This window comes from Spirosoma oryzicola (assembly GCF_021233055.1).
Taxonomy (GTDB): Bacteria; Bacteroidota; Bacteroidia; order Cytophagales; family Spirosomataceae; genus Spirosoma; species Spirosoma oryzicola.
The window spans coordinates 1186851-1203895 of the sequence record NZ_CP089538.1; the positions used below are offsets into that span (position 1 = coordinate 1186851).

At 46.9% G+C, this 17045-nt stretch carries 15 protein-coding genes and 1 pseudogene; 8 read left to right on the forward strand and 8 right to left on the reverse strand.

Annotated features, from left to right (window positions below; genetic code table 11):
• Positions 1 to 56: 56 nt before the first annotated feature.
• Positions 57 to 1184, reverse strand: coding sequence for an alanine dehydrogenase (gene ald, locus LQ777_RS04765; RefSeq protein WP_232561378.1), 1128 nt, complete (start codon positions 1182 to 1184; stop codon positions 57 to 59).
• A gap of 171 nt (positions 1185 to 1355) precedes the next feature.
• Here ald and LQ777_RS04770 point away from each other — a divergent pair, with 171 nt between their 5' ends.
• Entirely contained in the window at positions 1356 to 1820 is a 465-nt protein-coding gene (locus tag LQ777_RS04770) for an Lrp/AsnC family transcriptional regulator (protein ID WP_232561379.1), read from the forward strand.
• 70 nt (positions 1821 to 1890) lie between these two features.
• On the opposite strand, the gene LQ777_RS04775 is transcribed toward LQ777_RS04770, so the two are convergent.
• The 5 genes from LQ777_RS04775 to LQ777_RS04795 form a co-directional block, all read right to left on the reverse strand.
• The gene (locus tag LQ777_RS04775; protein WP_232561380.1) at positions 1891 to 3108 is read right to left on the reverse strand and encodes an efflux RND transporter periplasmic adaptor subunit; all 1218 of its coding nucleotides are present in this window, start codon (positions 3106 to 3108) and stop codon (positions 1891 to 1893) included.
• A gap of 3 nt (positions 3109 to 3111) precedes the next feature.
• Positions 3112 to 4365: a TolC family protein gene (locus LQ777_RS04780; RefSeq protein WP_232561381.1), complete on the reverse strand. Its 1254-nt coding sequence runs from the start codon at positions 4363 to 4365 to the stop codon at positions 3112 to 3114.
• Between the two features lie 348 nt (positions 4366 to 4713).
• A complete protein-coding gene (locus LQ777_RS04785) occupies positions 4714 to 5085 on the reverse strand; it encodes a YtxH domain-containing protein (protein WP_232561382.1) in 372 nt (123 codons plus the stop codon).
• 40 nt (positions 5086 to 5125) lie between these two features.
• Positions 5126 to 5377, reverse strand: a complete 252-nt coding sequence (locus LQ777_RS04790; RefSeq protein WP_232561383.1) for a YtxH domain-containing protein — start codon at positions 5375 to 5377, stop codon at positions 5126 to 5128.
• A gap of 386 nt (positions 5378 to 5763) precedes the next feature.
• Positions 5764 to 5925: a lmo0937 family membrane protein gene (locus LQ777_RS04795; RefSeq protein ID WP_232561384.1), complete on the reverse strand. Its 162-nt coding sequence runs from the start codon at positions 5923 to 5925 to the stop codon at positions 5764 to 5766.
• A gap of 386 nt (positions 5926 to 6311) precedes the next feature.
• Between LQ777_RS04795 and LQ777_RS04800 the strand changes: the two genes are divergently transcribed.
• Together LQ777_RS04800 and LQ777_RS04805 are read left to right on the forward strand one after the other, a co-directional pair.
• Positions 6312 to 6767 (forward strand): response regulator, encoded by a 456-nt coding sequence (locus tag LQ777_RS04800; RefSeq protein WP_232561385.1) that lies wholly within the window; start codon positions 6312 to 6314, stop codon positions 6765 to 6767.
• A gap of 92 nt (positions 6768 to 6859) precedes the next feature.
• Positions 6860 to 8338: a sigma-54-dependent transcriptional regulator gene (locus tag LQ777_RS04805; protein ID WP_232561386.1), complete on the forward strand. Its 1479-nt coding sequence runs from the start codon at positions 6860 to 6862 to the stop codon at positions 8336 to 8338.
• A gap of 77 nt (positions 8339 to 8415) precedes the next feature.
• Here the strand turns inward: LQ777_RS04805 and LQ777_RS04810 are convergent, their stop codons facing one another.
• Positions 8416 to 9060 (reverse strand): porin family protein, encoded by a 645-nt coding sequence (locus LQ777_RS04810; RefSeq protein ID WP_232561387.1) that lies wholly within the window; start codon positions 9058 to 9060, stop codon positions 8416 to 8418.
• A gap of 567 nt (positions 9061 to 9627) precedes the next feature.
• On the opposite strand from LQ777_RS04810, the gene LQ777_RS04815 reads away from it, so the two are divergent.
• Both LQ777_RS04815 and LQ777_RS04820 read left to right on the forward strand, forming a co-directional pair.
• On the forward strand, positions 9628 to 10068 hold the full coding sequence (locus tag LQ777_RS04815; RefSeq protein ID WP_232561388.1) for a response regulator: 441 nt from the start codon (positions 9628 to 9630) through the stop codon (positions 10066 to 10068).
• 83 nt (positions 10069 to 10151) lie between these two features.
• On the forward strand, positions 10152 to 11627 hold the full coding sequence (locus LQ777_RS04820; RefSeq protein ID WP_232561389.1) for a hybrid sensor histidine kinase/response regulator: 1476 nt from the start codon (positions 10152 to 10154) through the stop codon (positions 11625 to 11627).
• Between the two features lie 47 nt (positions 11628 to 11674).
• On the opposite strand, the gene LQ777_RS04825 is transcribed toward LQ777_RS04820, so the two are convergent.
• Positions 11675 to 12412: an NUDIX hydrolase gene (locus LQ777_RS04825; protein WP_232561390.1), complete on the reverse strand. Its 738-nt coding sequence runs from the start codon at positions 12410 to 12412 to the stop codon at positions 11675 to 11677.
• Positions 12413 to 12570: 158 nt separating this feature from the next.
• Here LQ777_RS04825 and LQ777_RS04830 point away from each other — a divergent pair, with 158 nt between their 5' ends.
• The 3 genes and pseudogenes from LQ777_RS04830 to LQ777_RS04835 all read left to right on the forward strand — a co-directional run bounded on the left by LQ777_RS04830 (position 12571) and on the right by LQ777_RS04835 (position 17011).
• Positions 12571 to 14199, forward strand: a complete 1629-nt coding sequence (locus LQ777_RS04830; RefSeq protein ID WP_232561391.1) for a carboxylesterase/lipase family protein — start codon at positions 12571 to 12573, stop codon at positions 14197 to 14199.
• A gap of 412 nt (positions 14200 to 14611) precedes the next feature.
• A pseudogene (locus LQ777_RS30650) lies at positions 14612 to 14827 on the forward strand (carboxypeptidase-like regulatory domain-containing protein); the annotation flags it as partial.
• Positions 14828 to 14974: 147 nt separating this feature from the next.
• Positions 14975 to 17011, forward strand: coding sequence for a TonB-dependent receptor plug domain-containing protein (locus LQ777_RS04835; RefSeq protein WP_425276940.1), 2037 nt, complete (start codon positions 14975 to 14977; stop codon positions 17009 to 17011).
• Positions 17012 to 17045 lie beyond the last annotated feature (34 nt).

The following is a 17045-nucleotide window of genomic DNA, read 5'->3' on the forward strand; positions in this document are numbered from 1 at the left end:
GGGTAATATGTAAACAAAGCTCAACCGGCAAAAAAAGAATCGTTGACCGTCGTAGCTTAAACCGTTTCTTCTATCAATACCTGGCTCACTGGCGTAAGTTCTAGTCCGAAGGCATCAGCAACGCCTTGGTACACCACTTTGCCATCAACCACGTTAAGTCCCAATTGCAGGTCCATGTTGTCGCGGCAAGCTTGCTGCCATCCTTTGTTTGCAAGTTGCAAAGCGTAAGGCAAGGTAGCGTTGGTAAGCGCAACCGTACTCGTGTAAGGAACCGCACCCGGCATGTTCGCTACGCAGTAATGCACAACACCATCGATGATGAATGTCGGGTCTTCGTGCGTTGTAGGACGGCAGGTTTCAATGCAACCGCCCTGATCGACGGCTACGTCTACCAGTACTGTACCCGCTCGCATCAGACTCAGCATATCGCGGGTGATGAGGTGTGGTGCTTTTGCACCCGGAATCAATACCGCACCAACGATCAGGTCACAAACCTTAATCATCTCGCGAATATTGTATTCGTTCGACATCATCGTCTGCACGTTCGGTGGCATGATATCCGACAAATAACGGAGCCGGGGTAGGCTAACGTCCATGATCGTAACGTGAGCGCCTAAGCCAGCCGCCATTTTGGCCGCCTGCGTACCGACAATTCCTCCACCCAGAATCAAAACGTTGGCAGGTTTTACGCCTGGAACGCCACCGAGTAGAATACCACGTCCTTTCAGGGGTTTTTCGAGGTATTTTGCTCCTTCCTGAACCGCCATCCGACCCGCTACTTCCGACATAGGCACCAGAAGCGGTAAACTACGATCGGGCCGCTCAACGGTTTCGTAAGCCAGACAAACAGCACCTTTCGCCAGCATGGCCCGGGTCAGTTCTTCCGACGAAGCAAAGTGAAAATAGGTGAACAGTAACTGATCTTCTTTGATCAGGTCGTACTCAGCCGCAATTGGCTCCTTGACCTTCATGATCATTTCAGCAATGCCGTATACTTCTTCGATGGTTGGAAGCATCGTAGCACCCGCTGCAATGTATTCTTCGTCCTCAAAGCCACTGCCTTCGCCAGCGTTGACCTGTACATATACAGTGTGGCCGTATTTGCGAAGTTCGGTAACACCCGCTGGTGTCAGAGCAACGCGGTTTTCATTGTTTTTGATTTCCTTCGGAACACCAATAACCATGACGTTTGGGACTTAAAATGTTGGTGATTAACTTTTGCAAAGGTAGATCAAATGGCTTTATTTTCTGAGTCCACCTGATTAATCAGGAAATAAGGATTATTTTTGGTTCTGCTGTGGGAAAATAGTCTAAACGATAGCTAAAATTTGGGCCTGTAGCGTAAAAAATTCGTCATGGTACAATTAGACGCGATTGATCACAAAATACTGGCTCTTTTGCAGGAAAATTCCCGACTGACAATTCAGGAAATCGGGCAACGAATCAATCTGTCAAAAACACCGGTTCACGAGCGCATCAAACGGCTCGAACGTGAAGGCGTTATTGACCGCTACGTATCAATTCTTGACAAAAAGAAGCTGGGGAATATCCTGATGGTATATTGTCAGGTAACGCTTGATCGACAAACGCGCGACGCTTTTGCTGAATTTGAAGCCGCAGTGCGTGGCTTGCCGGAGGTGCTGGAATGCAACCGAGTATCGGGCTCTTTCGACTATCTGCTGAAGATTATTAGCCGGGATATGGAAACATACAATCGTTTCCATCAGGATCAGTTATCAGTGATACCCGGAACGCTACACATCAGCAGCTTTTTTGTGATGTCGGAAGTAAAGAATTCAACGGTAGTGCCGCTGGGCTAAAGTAAACACGAACAGCTTGGAACGACCCTGCCGCGCAGAGCCGTTCCAAGCTGTATGATACGCAATTCGACTAGTTGCCTAGTGCGTTGTAGATCAGCAGTTGATTGGCGGTAACCACGCGGTCGCCGGGGGTTAGGCCGCCGGATAGAAACGTTTTTTGACCCACCGTTTTGTAAATATTGACCTCGCGCACGATAGGCTGGTTGTCTTTATTGACAGCAACAACGAAGTTACGGTTCTTGTCGAAAACGACGGATCCTGCCGGAATCGTGACACGTTTGTCGCGGCCAGCATACGTAACACTCACATTGGCAAACATTTCAGGTTTTAAGCGGTAGTCTGCGTTGTTAAGTGTGACACGCACTTTCAGCGTTTTGCTATCCGGGTCAAGCACGTTAAAAATCTTGTCGATGCGACCATGAAATACCTTGTCAGGGTAGGAGAGGGTGGTGATCGTGGCCGGATCGCCTTCGTGTACGTTTGATAGATCGGATTCGTACACGTTTGCCATGACCCACACCCGATCAAGGTTTGAGATGGTAAACAAATTTTCGGGATCGTCAGAGCGGAGTTCCATACCGGGCGACGCCGTTTTTTCGACTACAAATCCGCTCATGGGGGCTTTCACGATGTAAACCGAACCCGTGCCACCCAGAATCTGCCGCCGTTCGTTGACCCGTTTCAACTCACCTTTGGCAGCCAGAAGTTGCTCTTTACTAGCTACCAACTCCCGCTGCGAACTCAAGCCTGCGTTGGCCATGTCTTCGGTCACCTGCAAATTCTTTTGTGCAACGGATAGCTGGCCACGAGCCGCGATACCCTGCTGTTCCAGATCGGCCAAATCACCCGACCGTATAATGGCCATCGTTTGTCCTTTTTTTACAAAATCACCCAGGTCCGCCTTGATCGTTTCGATATGGCCGCCGACAAGGGGAAACACTTTAATGACCTGGTCCTGATTGAACGTAATCTTGCCCGTCAGGTTTAATTCATTGACTGCGTTTTCCAACCGGGCTGTATCATACTGGGCCGTCGCCAACAGGTTTGTTTCGTGACGTTCCGTTGCCGTCACGTCGTCTGATTTAGCCGACGAGCCGCAACTGCTTAGCCCACTCATCAGTAAAAGACCCGCTACAGCCGCTACAGCGCGCTGCCGTAGTCTGGCACTGGCCGACGAACGAACCAGAAAGCCAAAAGCCGCTGCTATTGGTCTGTCGGTACTTAAACCCAGCCGGTCAGTGAGCTGAAGAGGCCGGGAGCAGGGTGATATAAATGAATGTTTTTTCATGGATTAGTTTTGAAAGGGGTTAGTACCTACGGCAAAGCTTATTTCTTCGAGACTTTGCATACGGTTATTCTGGAGCTGAGCGAATTGAACCTGGCTGCTTTTGTAGGAATCAAAAAAGTCGAGGAACTCAACAACGTCAATATTTTGCTTTTTGTAGTTTGTCGTCACTCCGTCGATCAAGCGCCCAAAATCGTCGTTAAACTGTTGATCGAACGTACGGTAGAGCTGCTCCGTCTGTTGTGCTTTGGCATACGCCCGTTCGACGTCGCTATCGACTTGCAGGGTATACGCGTTTACGGTCTGCTGGCTGCTCTGGATACGTACCTTTGCCGCCTGGATATTACCCTGGTTTTTGTTGAGCACCGGTAGATTGATACCTACCCCAACTCCAAAATAGTTTGGTATATAGCTGCCATTACGGTCGTACGTGCCTTGAAGCGTAAGATCGGGAACGGCCATTGCTCGCTGTAAGGACAGGTTCTGCTCTTCCTGCTTCGCCAGATCGCGGTAGCCTTTCAGATCAAAACGATGCTGGTCCGCTAGTTGAAATAAACGACTCAAGTTCAGGGTATTCACAGAAAACTGGTTAATAAGGCCAGACCCTATAATTGGCTGAATTGTAACCGACGGGTTTGTATTCAATAAGACCGTCAGATCAGCCTGATCATCGATTAGCTTGCTAAGCAACTGTTGCCGCTCGGTTGTCAAGCTAAATAGGTAAGCTTTCAGGCGGGTCAAATCTTTCAGCGGTACGTTTCCTTTGCTATACTGCTGCTGGTAGAGCGACACGGTCTGTTGAAGCGTAGCAATCTCTTCGTTATATACATTCAGCGTCTGCCGAGTGTAGTATAGATCGTAAAAGGTTGTATGAAGCTGGTACGTCAGCGTACGCAAGAGGTCGTAAAAGCGGTCGGAAGCCAGTTCGGTATTGGTTCTGGCAATGGCAAGCTGCTTGTTTCGCTTCCCAGCCAGCCGGATTAGTTGTTGGACCTGTACGACCTGCTGAGCACTGCTTTGCCGAAAAGGCAATACTTCCTTCGTCTGCTGGTTATACGGCATCGTTTCGACGTAAACCGCCGGATTGACTCGCAGTTGCGACTGAATCTCGTATGCCTTGTTTTCATTGATACCCAGCTGAGTAGCCAGGACTGTCAGATTATGCGCTTTAAACTGTTCATCGGCTTGCGCTAACGTTAATCTGATTGTATCAGGGAGTACAGAAGAGGCAACTTGCGTTTGCGCTTCGGAAAAACTCATCGATAGAAAGAGAGCTAGCCATACGATCAGCACAGTGCGTATTGAAAAAACAAAAGTCGTTACTAAGCGGAGAATCATGTTGAAAGAATGTTCGTACATTTTTCAACAACAAAGGTCATCAGTGCCGATTAAACGGCGCTTAAACGCGAATTAAAAGGCTGTTAAATGCCTATGGGTAAATACCAGGGTAGATGTACTGGGTTATACTTGATTAAATTTATATAAGCTGTTGATTATTAGATTTTTACATTTAAAGTGAACGTGTTTTATTGAAACCAGATTACTCATAAAAAAAGAGAGTTGTGATCAATGACCACAACTCTCTGAAAAATTTAACAAGTCAGTTGACTATGCCTTAAACGCGTCTTTCGAGTGTTCAACACCGCTTTGCGCGTCATCAGCAAGCTGATCGACCTTGTTATTGTATTGTGACTTTAAATCTTCTTTTTCCCGGCTAAACGCATCTTGAGCCTGATCTTTATACTGACCATACTGCTCTTTTGCTTTGTCAGCATACTGGTTCACCTGCGATTTTGCTTGTTCGAAGCCTTCTTTCACCTGTGAAACGCCTTTCTGCAATTGATCTTTCAGGTCACCAGTCCGCTTGTTAGCTTCCTCAGTCAGCTTCTCGCGGGTTTCTTTACCGCTTCTTGGAGCTGTTAAAAGACCAATAACTACACCAGTGATAATACCTGTTAAAAAATCTCTTGAGCTTCTCATTATCTTGCTTTTTTAGGTGATTAGTGAATGTTAATACAGTTTAGTGCTTTGCCTTACGCTTTACTTGGCTAACTACGTCCTGCGTCTTAGAAGAAGCACTATCAACATAGTCGTTGTACTGGTCGCGAATATTGTCTAAACCAGATTGCAACTGATCCTGTAAGTCCTTGAAAAACGAATCCGATTCAGAAGTTATCCGTTTACGGGTCTTTTTACCACTTTCTGGGGCTAGCAATACGCCGACAATGGCACCTACGGCTAATCCCACTAAAATTCCTGGTAACGATTTCATGATTACTTGATTTAGTGAGTGAAGCATTTCGACGTTAGGCTAGAAAATTCTATACCAGAACAACTTTATGTGGGTAAGTTGTTGACAAATAATGGATTACCTATAGGATTGATAGCTATTGTGCGCAGCGGCAATGGGGTATTTTTTCCACAAAGGGGGCCAATAGTTCCTCACCCAATGCGCGTTTACCCACGAAGGTTTGTTAAGTCTCATAAGGGTAACAAAACAAAAAATCCCTACACTCAAATTGGTGCAGGGATTCCGTACCCACCGTAACTTGTACTTAACCTAAAATGAAACCACCTAAATATACAACCTCATTAGGTATGCTATGTATATTGTAACCAGAACAATCTGGCCTAAAAGGTAACCAACTTCAGTGTGCCTTAAACCCCTCTTCCTTGGATTAGGCGTAGGATTACTGCAATGACAGCGATAACCAGTAAGACGTGTATTAAACTGCCTAGGCCAAAGCTGTTAAAGCCTAAAAAACCTAAGAGCCAGATTATTATTAACACCACGGCTATCGTGTACAGCAAGCTTCCCATAACGTTAATTGAGTAAATCAGATTGATTGTCTCGCATTCGTCTTTTCTAATAGAAAAATGTGTGCCAAAAAGACGGAAACTACCAGAATGGGGTTAAAACAAACTTACTCGCTTGTAAATGAGACTGTAGTATCAATCCAGAAATTACAAAGAAGTTAACGGACCTATAAACGAGCGTTGTCGCAGTGTGGAATTTAATCCACAATTGTAGAAATAACGGGGAAAAACAGCCCATTATGTTGATCTGTTTTACTGAGCGTAGATCCTACTAATTCTGTTTTTAGTACCGATTAATAAGCCTAATGACCCCATTATCTGGACTTTACTAAGTATAACTACGCGATTATAGGGTGTTGTTTAGTCTTCGGCATAAAATTTCATGTAGTATGTCCAAAGCAATCCCTTTTATTAATTGGAGTAAAGCGATGATGGGAGTTAGCACCAGACCGAATTTTAGGCCGACTATAATGAATCCAGTTACCTCTACAAAGCGGGTTCTAATTGTTGATGACGAGGCAGATATTTGTTTATTATTGTCGGGTTTATTAAGAAAATTAGGATACATACCGACTTGCGCCCATTTTATTGAAGATGGTCGCCAATGTTTGAACAGTCAGCAGTTCGACGCGATTTTTTTGGATCTAAACCTGCCAGATGGATTAGGTTTCGATCTGTTACCATATATCAAACAAGATCAGTCAGAAGCCAAGATTATTATGATAAGTGCTTTTGATGGACAGGCTGAGCGCCGTCGAGCTACCGAGCAAGGAGCTGACTATTTTGTTGGTAAACCCTTTACCCGCCGTTCGGTCGAGCAGGCTTTGCAAACCATTCAGGTTTGAGTAACTTTGTTTGTGCAGCCATAAGTACCTTTCTCGTCTTTTCGTTCGTTATTTATCTGGCATAGGTTGCCTGAATCGGCTGCTACTACTTCATGGAAAAGATTTTAATCGTTGACGATAACAATGATATATGCCTGCTTCTCGAACGTTTTTTGAGCAAGCAAGGGTATAAAACGGCGTCGGTCCAACGGGGTGAGGATGGTCTCATGCTGTTAAGAAAAGAGACCTTCGAGCTGGTTATTTGTGATTTTAAATTACCTGATATTGACGGCTTGGAGATGTTGCGCCGAATCAAGGTGCTGAACCCCTCTACAGCCGTTATTATTATAACCGGCTATTCCGACGTAAGGATAGCTGTTCAGACGGTAAAGCACGGCGCGTATGACTATGTTACGAAGCCGCTTTACCCGGACGAAATTCTTCATACAATCAAGAACGCGCTCGAACGGCGGAGTCAGTCTCTAAGTGCTGCCGTCGAGCCGTCAGTTACTCCCGCTGCTTCTGGAACCACGCCCACAAAAGCAACTCCTTCTAAAACATCCACCAGTAAGGCGTTGGTAGCGCCTAATGGCAAGCGGTTTATTTTTGGTAAAAGCAGGGTAGCAGAACAGCTTCAAAAGCACATCGATCTGATCGCTCCGACCGATATGTCTGTGATTATAACCGGTGAAACCGGAACGGGCAAAGAGTTTGTCGCGAGTGCCATTCACTTGAAAAGCAAGCGGGCTGATAAACCGTTTGTCGCTATCGACTGTGGTGCGTTGAGTAAAGACCTGGCAGGGAGTGAGCTGTTTGGTCACGTCAAAGGTGCTTTTACGGGCGCGATGGCCGACAAAGCCGGTAGTTTTGAGTTTGCTAACGGGGGAACGTTATTTCTCGATGAAATTGGTAACCTTTCCTACGATAACCAGATTAAACTACTGCGTGTATTGCAGGAGCGTAAAATCCGTCGCATTGGCTCAAACCAGGATATTGCGGTAGACGTTCGCATTATCGTTGCTACAAACGAAGACCTTCGTGATGCAGTGCGGCAGGGACGTTTCCGGGAAGATATATACCACCGGATTGCTGAGTTTGAAATTCACTTGTCGCCACTACGTGAACGGAAGGCAGACATTATGATTTTTGCGGAGCATTTCTTGGAACTGGCAAATCAGCAACTCGAGAAGGATATCATCGGGTTTAATGACGAAGCCAAGGATAAACTAAAAGAATATTTCTGGCACGGTAACCTGCGTGAATTACAAAACGTAGTTAAGCGATCCGTACTGCTAACTCAGGGCGATTACATCGAGGTTGATGTATTACCTCAGGAGATTATATCGCCACAGTATCTGGCTCCCGAAAGTGTACCAACTGCTCAAGTAAGTTATGACCCAGCCCGGCCTGGTGTTCCGGTTATCAGTCAATCAGCTGCCAATCTGAAATCTGTTTCGGAAAATGCTGAGCGTGCTGCTATCTTGAAAGTCCTTGAAAAAACAGGGTACAACAAAACAAAAGCGGCAGAGGTCCTTAATATTGATCGTAAAACGCTGTATAATAAACTAAAGGCGTACGATATCCATTTATAGTTCCTATAATCAAATTCCTGCTTGACTGGTTTATACGCTACCGATAGCCTATGACCAATCAAGCAGGAATTGTTATTTTAGTTGAAGCTAAATCCTACCGATAACAGACCCACGCCGTTTTTAGCGTTGCCTAAGACCGTACGAGCCGCTCCGCTATTCGCAATGTTTTGTAAGCCTTGTGCGTAACGAGCTCCGATAAATGCTTTCCCGAAGTAAACATTCAGTCCACCCGCAAGGCCATAGTCGACTTTGTTGAAATTATCCCGATTGATGGCCGATGTACCCGTTCCAAAATCACCGTTCGAGTTGACATTCGAATTCAGGAGATAAGACACATACGGTCCTGCCTGAAGCTCAACAGCCTGACCTAGTTTGAAAGTAGCCAAGACGGGCAGTTCTGCGTAATTAAGTCGGAATGTATTTTTACCGTTAAAGCCAACAACATTGTAGTCAGCAGATGCGCCTTTTGTCGTGTAAAGAAGTTCTGGTTGAATGGCAAAAAACTCGCCGATAGGAGCTTGGGCAAACACACCAAGATGGAAACCAATACGTTCGTTTTTGTTTTGGACACCCTGGCTATCATAGTACAGGGAGCTAGCGTTCAAACCGCCTTTGATCCCGGCCCGGACGCGGCCTTGGGCCAGTGTAGCCGTGGAAGTAGATACGAACGCACCAATGGTTAAAACAGCAGCCGTTGCTAAAATACGCAGTGAGCTTTTCATCGTGTTTGAATGTTGGATTACAAAGCAGGAACACGTCCTGTTGCCTCACTTCATCGTAAAAATTCGTGCCAAAATCTGAAGACAAACGTTCGATTATTCAGCAATAGATTGTAAGTCAGCTCATTGGTTGCTCGCGCGTGAGAGGGGTGCCGCTTATCTGCTTGTATGGTCTGCTATTTTGCGGATTGTCTTCCACAAAATGGGGAACAATTCGATCAAAAAAGGAAAACAGCGCTGTACAGGATTAGGACAGACAATCATCGACGAGGTTATTTTGGCACGACGAAGAATAGCTTACAAAGCCCGGCTATCACCCCAACTTTTTTGCGTGCTTTTTACAACGGATACGAATACTCAATTAAGGGCTCAACGCGATTATTTTGTTTCCTACAAACCTTATAGATGATAGTTTTTTTTTACTTTTGAGCGATTGTAAGTAGGCGGAAAATCACGACAATACAGTTTACCTAGTTGACCGTTTTTCTGCTCGCTCAGTTTACGATACCTACCGTTTTGTAGGAATTGACAGAAAGTACTTTTCCGTAACTGCTTAACTCGATTGAATCCATGCAGCGAAAGCCTACCGTGATGACTATTCTTATTGCCGACGACGATGCAGATGATCGCATGTTCCTCGAGCAAGCGATGCGGCAGAATGGCTATAATCAGACAATTGAGTTTGTTGAGGACGGTGAACAATTGATGGAATATTTGAGGCAGGAAGGACGTTATAGTAACCAGAATGTCCCCTGGCCGAATTTGTTGATTTTGGATCTCAACATGCCCCGCAAAAATGGGTTTCAGGCACTCAGTGAAATAAAAGATGATCCTAAACTCCGTCGGTTGCCTGTGGTCGTTATGACGACATCATCTACGGACGAGGACGTGATCAAAACCTATAATCTTGGCGTTAATTCGTTTGTGACGAAACCCTTTAATTTTAATCGACTGGTTGAAATGATTGGCGCCCTGAAGACCTATTGGATGGATACTGTCAAACTGCCCTAAGTGATCATACTGACATTTACCGGCAAGTAAGGCATTTGCTGCTAGTGGACAACTGATCGTATGGACTACACTCCGAGAATTCTATGACTGCTGATTCTGCACTCGACGTTTCTGTTAAAAAAGACATTATTCGCGTTCTCCTGATTGAAGATGATGAGGACGATTACATGTTGACCCGGGCGCTTGTGTCGGCGCGGGAAAACGCAAATATTAAACTTGACTGGGTCGATAATTACGACAGGGCTTTGGAAGCGCTGGAGCAGAACGACCATGATGTTTATTTGGTCGATTACCGGCTGGGGCATCATACAGGAATCCATTTGATTCAGGAAGCCTTCCGGTTAGGGTGTCAGGCTCCCATGATTTTGCTGACGGGTCAGGACGATCTGACCGTCGATCAATCGGCTCTTGAACTGGGTGCCGCCGATTACCTGGTAAAAGGACGCATTGATGCCCAACTGCTCGGGCGTAGTATTCGTTATGCGCTCCGGCAAGCCAGCGTCTTGGCCGAAGTTGCCGAGAAGGAAAACAAATATCGTTCGCTTTTTGAACGATCAATCGATGCCATTTTCGTGGCTGACGAACAGCTTCACTTTCAGGATGCAAACCCTTCTGTAGAACGTTTGCTTGGCTACAGTCGCGATGAGTTACGAAAACTAAATCCCGCCCGCCTATTTACCGACCTGAACTTCCTGCGCGAGTTACGGTTCAACGTTCGCGAATACGGTCAGATCAAGGATTTCGAAACAACGCTTATCAGCAAGAATGGTCGTAAGCGTATCTGTCTGATTTCGGTCTGGGCCGTTGAGGACCGGGCTGGCCTGCCTGAATGGTATCAAGGGATCGTGCGGGACATTACCGATCAGAAAAAAGCGCAGCAGGACCTGATTCTGGCCGAAAAGCTAACCATGACGGGTAAAATTGCCCGCAGTATCGCGCACGAAGTGCGTAACCCGTTAACCAACCTGAGTCTGGCTCTGGAACAACTCAAAGACGAGCTGGAAACCGAGAATGAATACGTAACCATGTTTACGGATATCATTGGCCGGAATGTGGACCGTATCGGGCAGCTGATTACTGAGATGCTTAACTCGTCGAAACCTCGTGAACTCGAACGGCGTCGGCAGGATTTCAACGGTGTTGTAAAATCAACGCTGCAACTTATCAGTGACCGTATCAAGCTAAAGCGGATGCGGCTGGAAGTTCATTTCTCGAATGACGATTGTAATGCACTGCTCGACAGAGAACAGGTAAAAACCGCGTTGCTCAATATCCTAATCAATGCCGTGGAGGCCATGGAAGAAGGTAAAGGCGTGTTGGTAGTCAGTACGTTTTGTTCGGAGGATAGTCGCGTTTGTGTAGAAGTAACAGACAATGGCGGTGGGATCAGCGAAGCCGATCGAAAACGCCTGTTCGACCCTTTCTTTACAGGTAAGTCGGGTGGAATGGGCCTCGGGCTGACGGCCACGCAAAACATCATCAATAGCCATAAAGGCTCGATCGATGTCGAAAGTCAGGTTGGTCACGGAACCACGTTCCGACTGTATTTTCCTAAATAGGTAGCGGCAGATTGATAGTGTTAAGAACGCTGACAGCTACAGCTGCTTTATCCTTCGCTTTCTGATTTGAATCGGTATAGGTAAGGGGCTTTATGGGCTCCTCCACTATACTGCTTTTCCAGCCGTTCCAGAATGTCCAGCCCCAGCATCCTGCGCTGAAAGCTGGATCGGTGTAAAGGCTCCCCCAAAATGGTTTCGTAGAGACTTTGTAGGTCATTCATTGTAAACGTTTCCGGAAGTAGGTTGAAGCCTATCAATTTGCGATCTAAGTCAGCTCGTAATGTTTCCAGCGCTTTCTGCACAATCGTCTGATGATCAAGCATCAGAGTAGGTAGGTAATTCAGATCGTACCAGGAGCAGTCATCGGCCAGCAAATCGGGGTTCGGGACCGCCTTAGTGAAATCAACAAGAGCGTAATAGCCTACCGTAACAAAACGGCGCAGTAACCAATGATCGTCGTCGGGTGGCAGGTCCTTACCAGCCATGATCATTTGCAGCGGGACCGGGTCGTACCGAGCGAAATTTCCAAACGTATAAAACTGCTCCAAGTAGATGTCGTGAAGCCCTGTTCGTTGGGCTAAGGTCCGCTTGGCGGCATCGTTTACGTCTTCCTTTTCCCGAATAAAGCCACCGGGCAGCGCAAACAAATCCGTGTTCCGATACGCTAGCAATAAAATTTTAAGCTGATTGTCGTGAAAGCCGAAAATGACGCAGTCAATAGCTAATCCTGGTAGAAAACCGGCTCCATCGGGTTGAATTTCTTCTTGAATAACGTGTTCACGCATACGTTTTTATTCAGGTTATAACGAACAGAAATTTGGCGGTTTCAATATAAGCGCTTATTATTGTCTCACTTTGCTACAATGATAAAAATAATCATTAACAAGTTGCTGTCTCGTCTCTAATACCCTCGTTGAGACGGATCGCTCATTACTCCTAAACGATGAAAAAGCCTTTTATTTTACTACTTGCCCTGCAACTGACGGCGGGGGCATTTGCGCAGTCATCCAAAGACGCGCCCCAGATTAAAACCGCTAATGGCGTTGTCGAAGGAGTTGTCGAGCAAAGCGGTATCCGCTCGTTCAAAGGCATTCCTTTCGCGCAGCCACCCGTTGGAAACTTACGTTGGCAGGAACCACAGCCAGCCAAAAACTGGCAGGGTGTTCGTCAAACCAAAAAATTTGGTCCACGGGCTATGCAGCGTGCTTTGTTTGGCGATATGGGCTTCCGCTCGGATGGCATGAGCGAAGATTGCCTATACCTGAATGTCTGGACACCCGCCAAGTCGTCGAAAGAGCGGTTGCCGGTGCTCGTTTATTTTTACGGGGGTGGATTTATGGCGGGCGACGGCTCTGAGCCTCGTTATGATGGCGAAAGCATGGCTAAAAAGGGTATTGTCGCGCTTACGGTCAACTACCGACTAGGCTTGTTTGGGTTCTTTGCCCATCCAGAACTAACAAAGGAGTCTTCGCATCAGGCGTCGAGTAATTATGGCTACTTGGATCAGAGTGCAGCGTTGCGCTGGGTGCAGCAAAACATCGAAGCCTTTGGTGGCGATCCTAAAAAGGTAACGATTGCCGGTGAGTCGGCGGGGTCTGTTTCTGTTAGTGCCCAAATGGTGTCTCCTTTGTCGAAAGGGCTTATCGCTGGGGCCATTGGAGAGAGCGGTTCTTTGTTGGGAACTTTACCACCCGTTTCACTTGATGAAGCCGAAAAGCAAGGAGTTGAATTCGCAAACAGCGTAAATGCCAAGTCATTGGCTGAGTTACGGGCTATGCCTGCTGACCAGCTACTTGAAGCGACGGCTAAAGTTCCTTTCGGTCGTTTCTCGGCAGCGGTCGATGGCTACTTCTTCCCTAAACCTCCCGCTCAACTGTTTGCCGATGGCCAGCAGGCGCACGTTCCTTTACTGGTTGGCTGGAATTCTGAAGAAATGAGCGGTCGAGCTATTTTGGGTCAGGAAAAACCAACGCCAGAAAACTACACCAAAGCCGTGCAAAAACTATTTGGCGAACGTGCCGATGAGGTGTTGAAACTGTATCCTGCTACAACCGAAGACGAGGTTATGCAGGCGGCTACGGATCTGGCAAGTGATCGATTCATTGGATACAGCACCTGGAAATGGTCAGATGTTCAGGCTAAGACGGGCGGCAAACCCGTCTATCGTTATCTGTACTCACGGCCACGGCCCGCCATGACGCCCGAAATGGGTAATGCTGCGCCAGGGTTAGCGGGCGGAGTTGTAAAAGGAAACGATGCTTCAGCCGTAAAAATGCCGCCCGCTCGTGGCGCTGTTCATTCGGCGGAAATTGAGTATGCTATGGGAAATCTGGCGACCAACAAGGTCTATGCCTGGACGCCGGACGATTACAAAGTATCGGAGGTAATGCAGAATTACTTTGCAAACTTTATAAAAACGGGCAATCCAAACGGACCCGGTTTGCCAACATGGTCTGCCGTTGGTACTGGCAACTCGGCTCAGGTGATGCACATCGATGTAAACACCCGGCAGGAGCCAGAGCAGAATAAAGGTCGTTACCTATTTCTAGATCCATTGTACACAAAACAATAGAGAACAGACGGTAATTAGCTGTAAGGTTTCACCGTAAAGACTCATACCAGCCATAGGGTTTGTATGAGTCTTTTTTATGCGCGGACTAGATGGTAGATTATGTATATATGAAATATAGAACTTGCTGCTTAGATAAATTCATTTTTAAGGTTACTAACTAATTTATACTGTTTTATATAAGTAAATAAAGATTAAGTAATTAAAACTCTAAAAGTTTTTAATCATATAAAAAGTACAATTAAAGTTATTAATAAATAAGTTAAGGTATCTCTGCCAACAGAAGTGCGTGTGTGACAAATCCATAAAATGAATGTCGAAAACGGTAAGTAATACGTAGGGAAATTACTTACATGTGTCTTTCAGGCCTTTTGGGATTTTCGCCGAGATGAAGCTGCTGAGCTTACTGTTGTTTATGCTGTTGTGTGATACCTCGAAGGCCGAAATACCTGCTATTCGACGTATTACAGGCCATGTATTTGACGCCAAAAGTAAATTGCCATTGGCTGGTGCAAATGTATATGTGGCTGACAACAAGGAAGGTTGTCTAACGTCGGATGTAGGGTCCTTCTCAATCAGCGTACCAGCTAGCGCTACAACTGTTGTCACATTCTCTTATGTTGGTTTTGCCTCCGTCACATACGTTGTACGACCGGGTAGCAGCACTGAACTCAGCATTTTTCTGACCGCAGGACAAACCTTGGGTGAACAGCGTGTGGAAGGGAGTAAACAGCCGTCAGTAGGCAGCGACACACCGATGAGTACAGTGAGCCTTTCAATGACTCAACTTAAAAAAGTACCAGCATTATTGGGTGAGAAGGATGTGCTGAAAATGCTGCAACTGATGCCCGGCGTACAGAAAGGGTCGGAAGGGAACGCTGGTTTGTACGTTCGTGGAGGAGCACCGGATCAGAATTTGATTTTACTGGATAATACCCCAATCTACAATCCAAACCATCTGTTGGGTTTCTTTTCCGCCTTCAATGGTGACGCTTTGAAACAAGCAGACTTGACCAAGGGCGGTTTCCCCGCTCGTTTCGGCGGACGATTATCATCGGTTGTTGAACTAACGACGAAAGACGGAGCGACGGACAAGGTACATGCCGAAGCTACTGGCGGAATCGTTGCCTCTCGATTACTCGTAAGCGGACCACTAAGCAAAAAGGTTACGTACGTTGTAGCAGGGCGACGCACGTACCTGGATTTACTGACGGGACTGCTGGGAAAAGGCACGGACGATCAACCCGTGTTGAAAACGTTCTTTTATGACGTAAATGCCAAGTTGACGATTGAGGCTGGTGATAAAGATAAACTGTACGTTAGTGGGTACCGCAGTCACGATCGGTTTAGTAATGTCCGCACCGATGGTATTGCCTTACGCTCTGCTCTGCAATGGACCAACGAAGCCGGAAGTATACGCTGGCATCACCAGGGAGCCAGAGGGTTGGCGTTCGATCTGTCGATTTTGTCTAGTCGCTACCGCATGGCGGTGCAGGATGAACAGTTGCTTCCGGAAAACTCTTCAAACGGAACCTATAGGCTTGCTTATCAATCCGCTATCCGAGACGTAGGTGTTAGTTGTGCCCTTCATCAATATATCAACAAAAAGCACCAGCTTCGCTACGGAGTACAGGCAACCCAGCACGTATTTAATCCTCAGGCTTCGGTGTCGCTAACGGTTGCCGACCCTCCGGTGCAAACCGCCGATCATCAGGTTAATACGGCAGAAGCGGGTGCCTACGTTGAACACACCTGGACCCCCACTGATCGGTGGAGTATCAACAGCGGCTTACGCCTGAGCGCTTATTCGCTAATTGGTGGTCGTCAGGATGCACCTTCTGGATCGGCTGGTGAAAAATTATCGCTACCTGGCTACGTTCGTCCTGAGTCCCGGCTGTCGATGGCTTATCGGGCGGCACCAACGTTCACCCTGAAAGGATCGTTTGCCTTAATGAATCAATACGTTCATCTACTTTCCAGCGCTGGCGTGGGCCTTTCTACGGATTTATGGGTGCCCACAGTGGGGTCAGTCAAACCACAGCAGTCGCAGCAGATCGCACTGGGTATAGTCAAAAATTTCTCAACGGCAGGAATAACCCTAACGGTGGAGGGTTACCATAAACAGATGAATAATCTGCTTAGCTACCGGGAAGGGGCCAGCTTTCTGACCGCCGACACGAAGGGATCGATCCAATCAACCCAGTGGACCGACAATGTAACCAGCGGACACGGAAGATCCTCCGGAGCAGAGGTATTGCTGCAAAAACAGACAGGGCGGCTGTCGGGCTGGATAGGCTATACACTCTCCTGGACGAAGTGGCAGTTTGCTGAATTGAACGCGGGTAAGTCATTTTTCCCTCGCTACGACCGTCGCCACGACGCGTCTGTCGTTGGTATCTACGAACTAACGCCTTCAATCACGCTTTCCGGCTCATGGGTGTACGGAACGGGTAATGCGCTCACACTGCCACTATCACGTTATTCGGGCTACCTCGATCAAAAAGCGGAATCTAATCCAGCTACGGCTAGTACGCTTTATGGCTCTGGTCCAAACGTCAAGGAGTACAGCGAACGAAATGCGTTTCGGACCGATGCCTATCACCGGTTAGACATTGGTTTACGCTTCACCAGAAAGCGGACGTCTTACGAGCGGGTTTGGGAGTTGAGCGTTTACAACGTGTATAACCGCCGTAACGCGTTCCTCTATTCGCTGGAAGGAGAAGAGCAGGGTAAGGGAATGCCATCGAAAACGGTCTTGTACAAGTACTCGCTATTTCCTGTAGTTCCGTCAGTGAGTTACACCGTTCGGTTTTGACTGGCATTCCTGAAAAAGATAATCCGCTGAAACT

Coding starts and splice junctions, on each gene's coding strand:
- ald (WP_232561378.1), bottom strand. CDS start 1,184: ATGGTTATTGGTGTTCCGAAGGAAATCAAAAACAATGAAAACCGCGTT.
- LQ777_RS04770 (WP_232561379.1), top strand. CDS start 1,356: ATGGTACAATTAGACGCGATTGATCACAAAATACTGGCTCTTTTGCAG.
- LQ777_RS04775 (WP_232561380.1), bottom strand. CDS start 3,108: ATGAAAAAACATTCATTTATATCACCCTGCTCCCGGCCTCTTCAGCTC.
- LQ777_RS04780 (WP_232561381.1), bottom strand. CDS start 4,365: ATGAGTTTTTCCGAAGCGCAAACGCAAGTTGCCTCTTCTGTACTCCCT.
- LQ777_RS04785 (WP_232561382.1), bottom strand. CDS start 5,085: ATGAGAAGCTCAAGAGATTTTTTAACAGGTATTATCACTGGTGTAGTT.
- LQ777_RS04790 (WP_232561383.1), bottom strand. CDS start 5,377: ATGAAATCGTTACCAGGAATTTTAGTGGGATTAGCCGTAGGTGCCATT.
- LQ777_RS04795 (WP_232561384.1), bottom strand. CDS start 5,925: ATGGGAAGCTTGCTGTACACGATAGCCGTGGTGTTAATAATAATCTGG.
- LQ777_RS04800 (WP_232561385.1), top strand. CDS start 6,312: ATGTCCAAAGCAATCCCTTTTATTAATTGGAGTAAAGCGATGATGGGA.
- LQ777_RS04805 (WP_232561386.1), top strand. CDS start 6,860: ATGGAAAAGATTTTAATCGTTGACGATAACAATGATATATGCCTGCTT.
- LQ777_RS04810 (WP_232561387.1), bottom strand. CDS start 9,060: ATGAAAAGCTCACTGCGTATTTTAGCAACGGCTGCTGTTTTAACCATT.
- LQ777_RS04815 (WP_232561388.1), top strand. CDS start 9,628: ATGCAGCGAAAGCCTACCGTGATGACTATTCTTATTGCCGACGACGAT.
- LQ777_RS04820 (WP_232561389.1), top strand. CDS start 10,152: ATGACTGCTGATTCTGCACTCGACGTTTCTGTTAAAAAAGACATTATT.
- LQ777_RS04825 (WP_232561390.1), bottom strand. CDS start 12,412: ATGCGTGAACACGTTATTCAAGAAGAAATTCAACCCGATGGAGCCGGT.
- LQ777_RS04830 (WP_232561391.1), top strand. CDS start 12,571: ATGAAAAAGCCTTTTATTTTACTACTTGCCCTGCAACTGACGGCGGGG.
- LQ777_RS04835 (WP_425276940.1), top strand. CDS start 14,975: ATGACTCAACTTAAAAAAGTACCAGCATTATTGGGTGAGAAGGATGTG.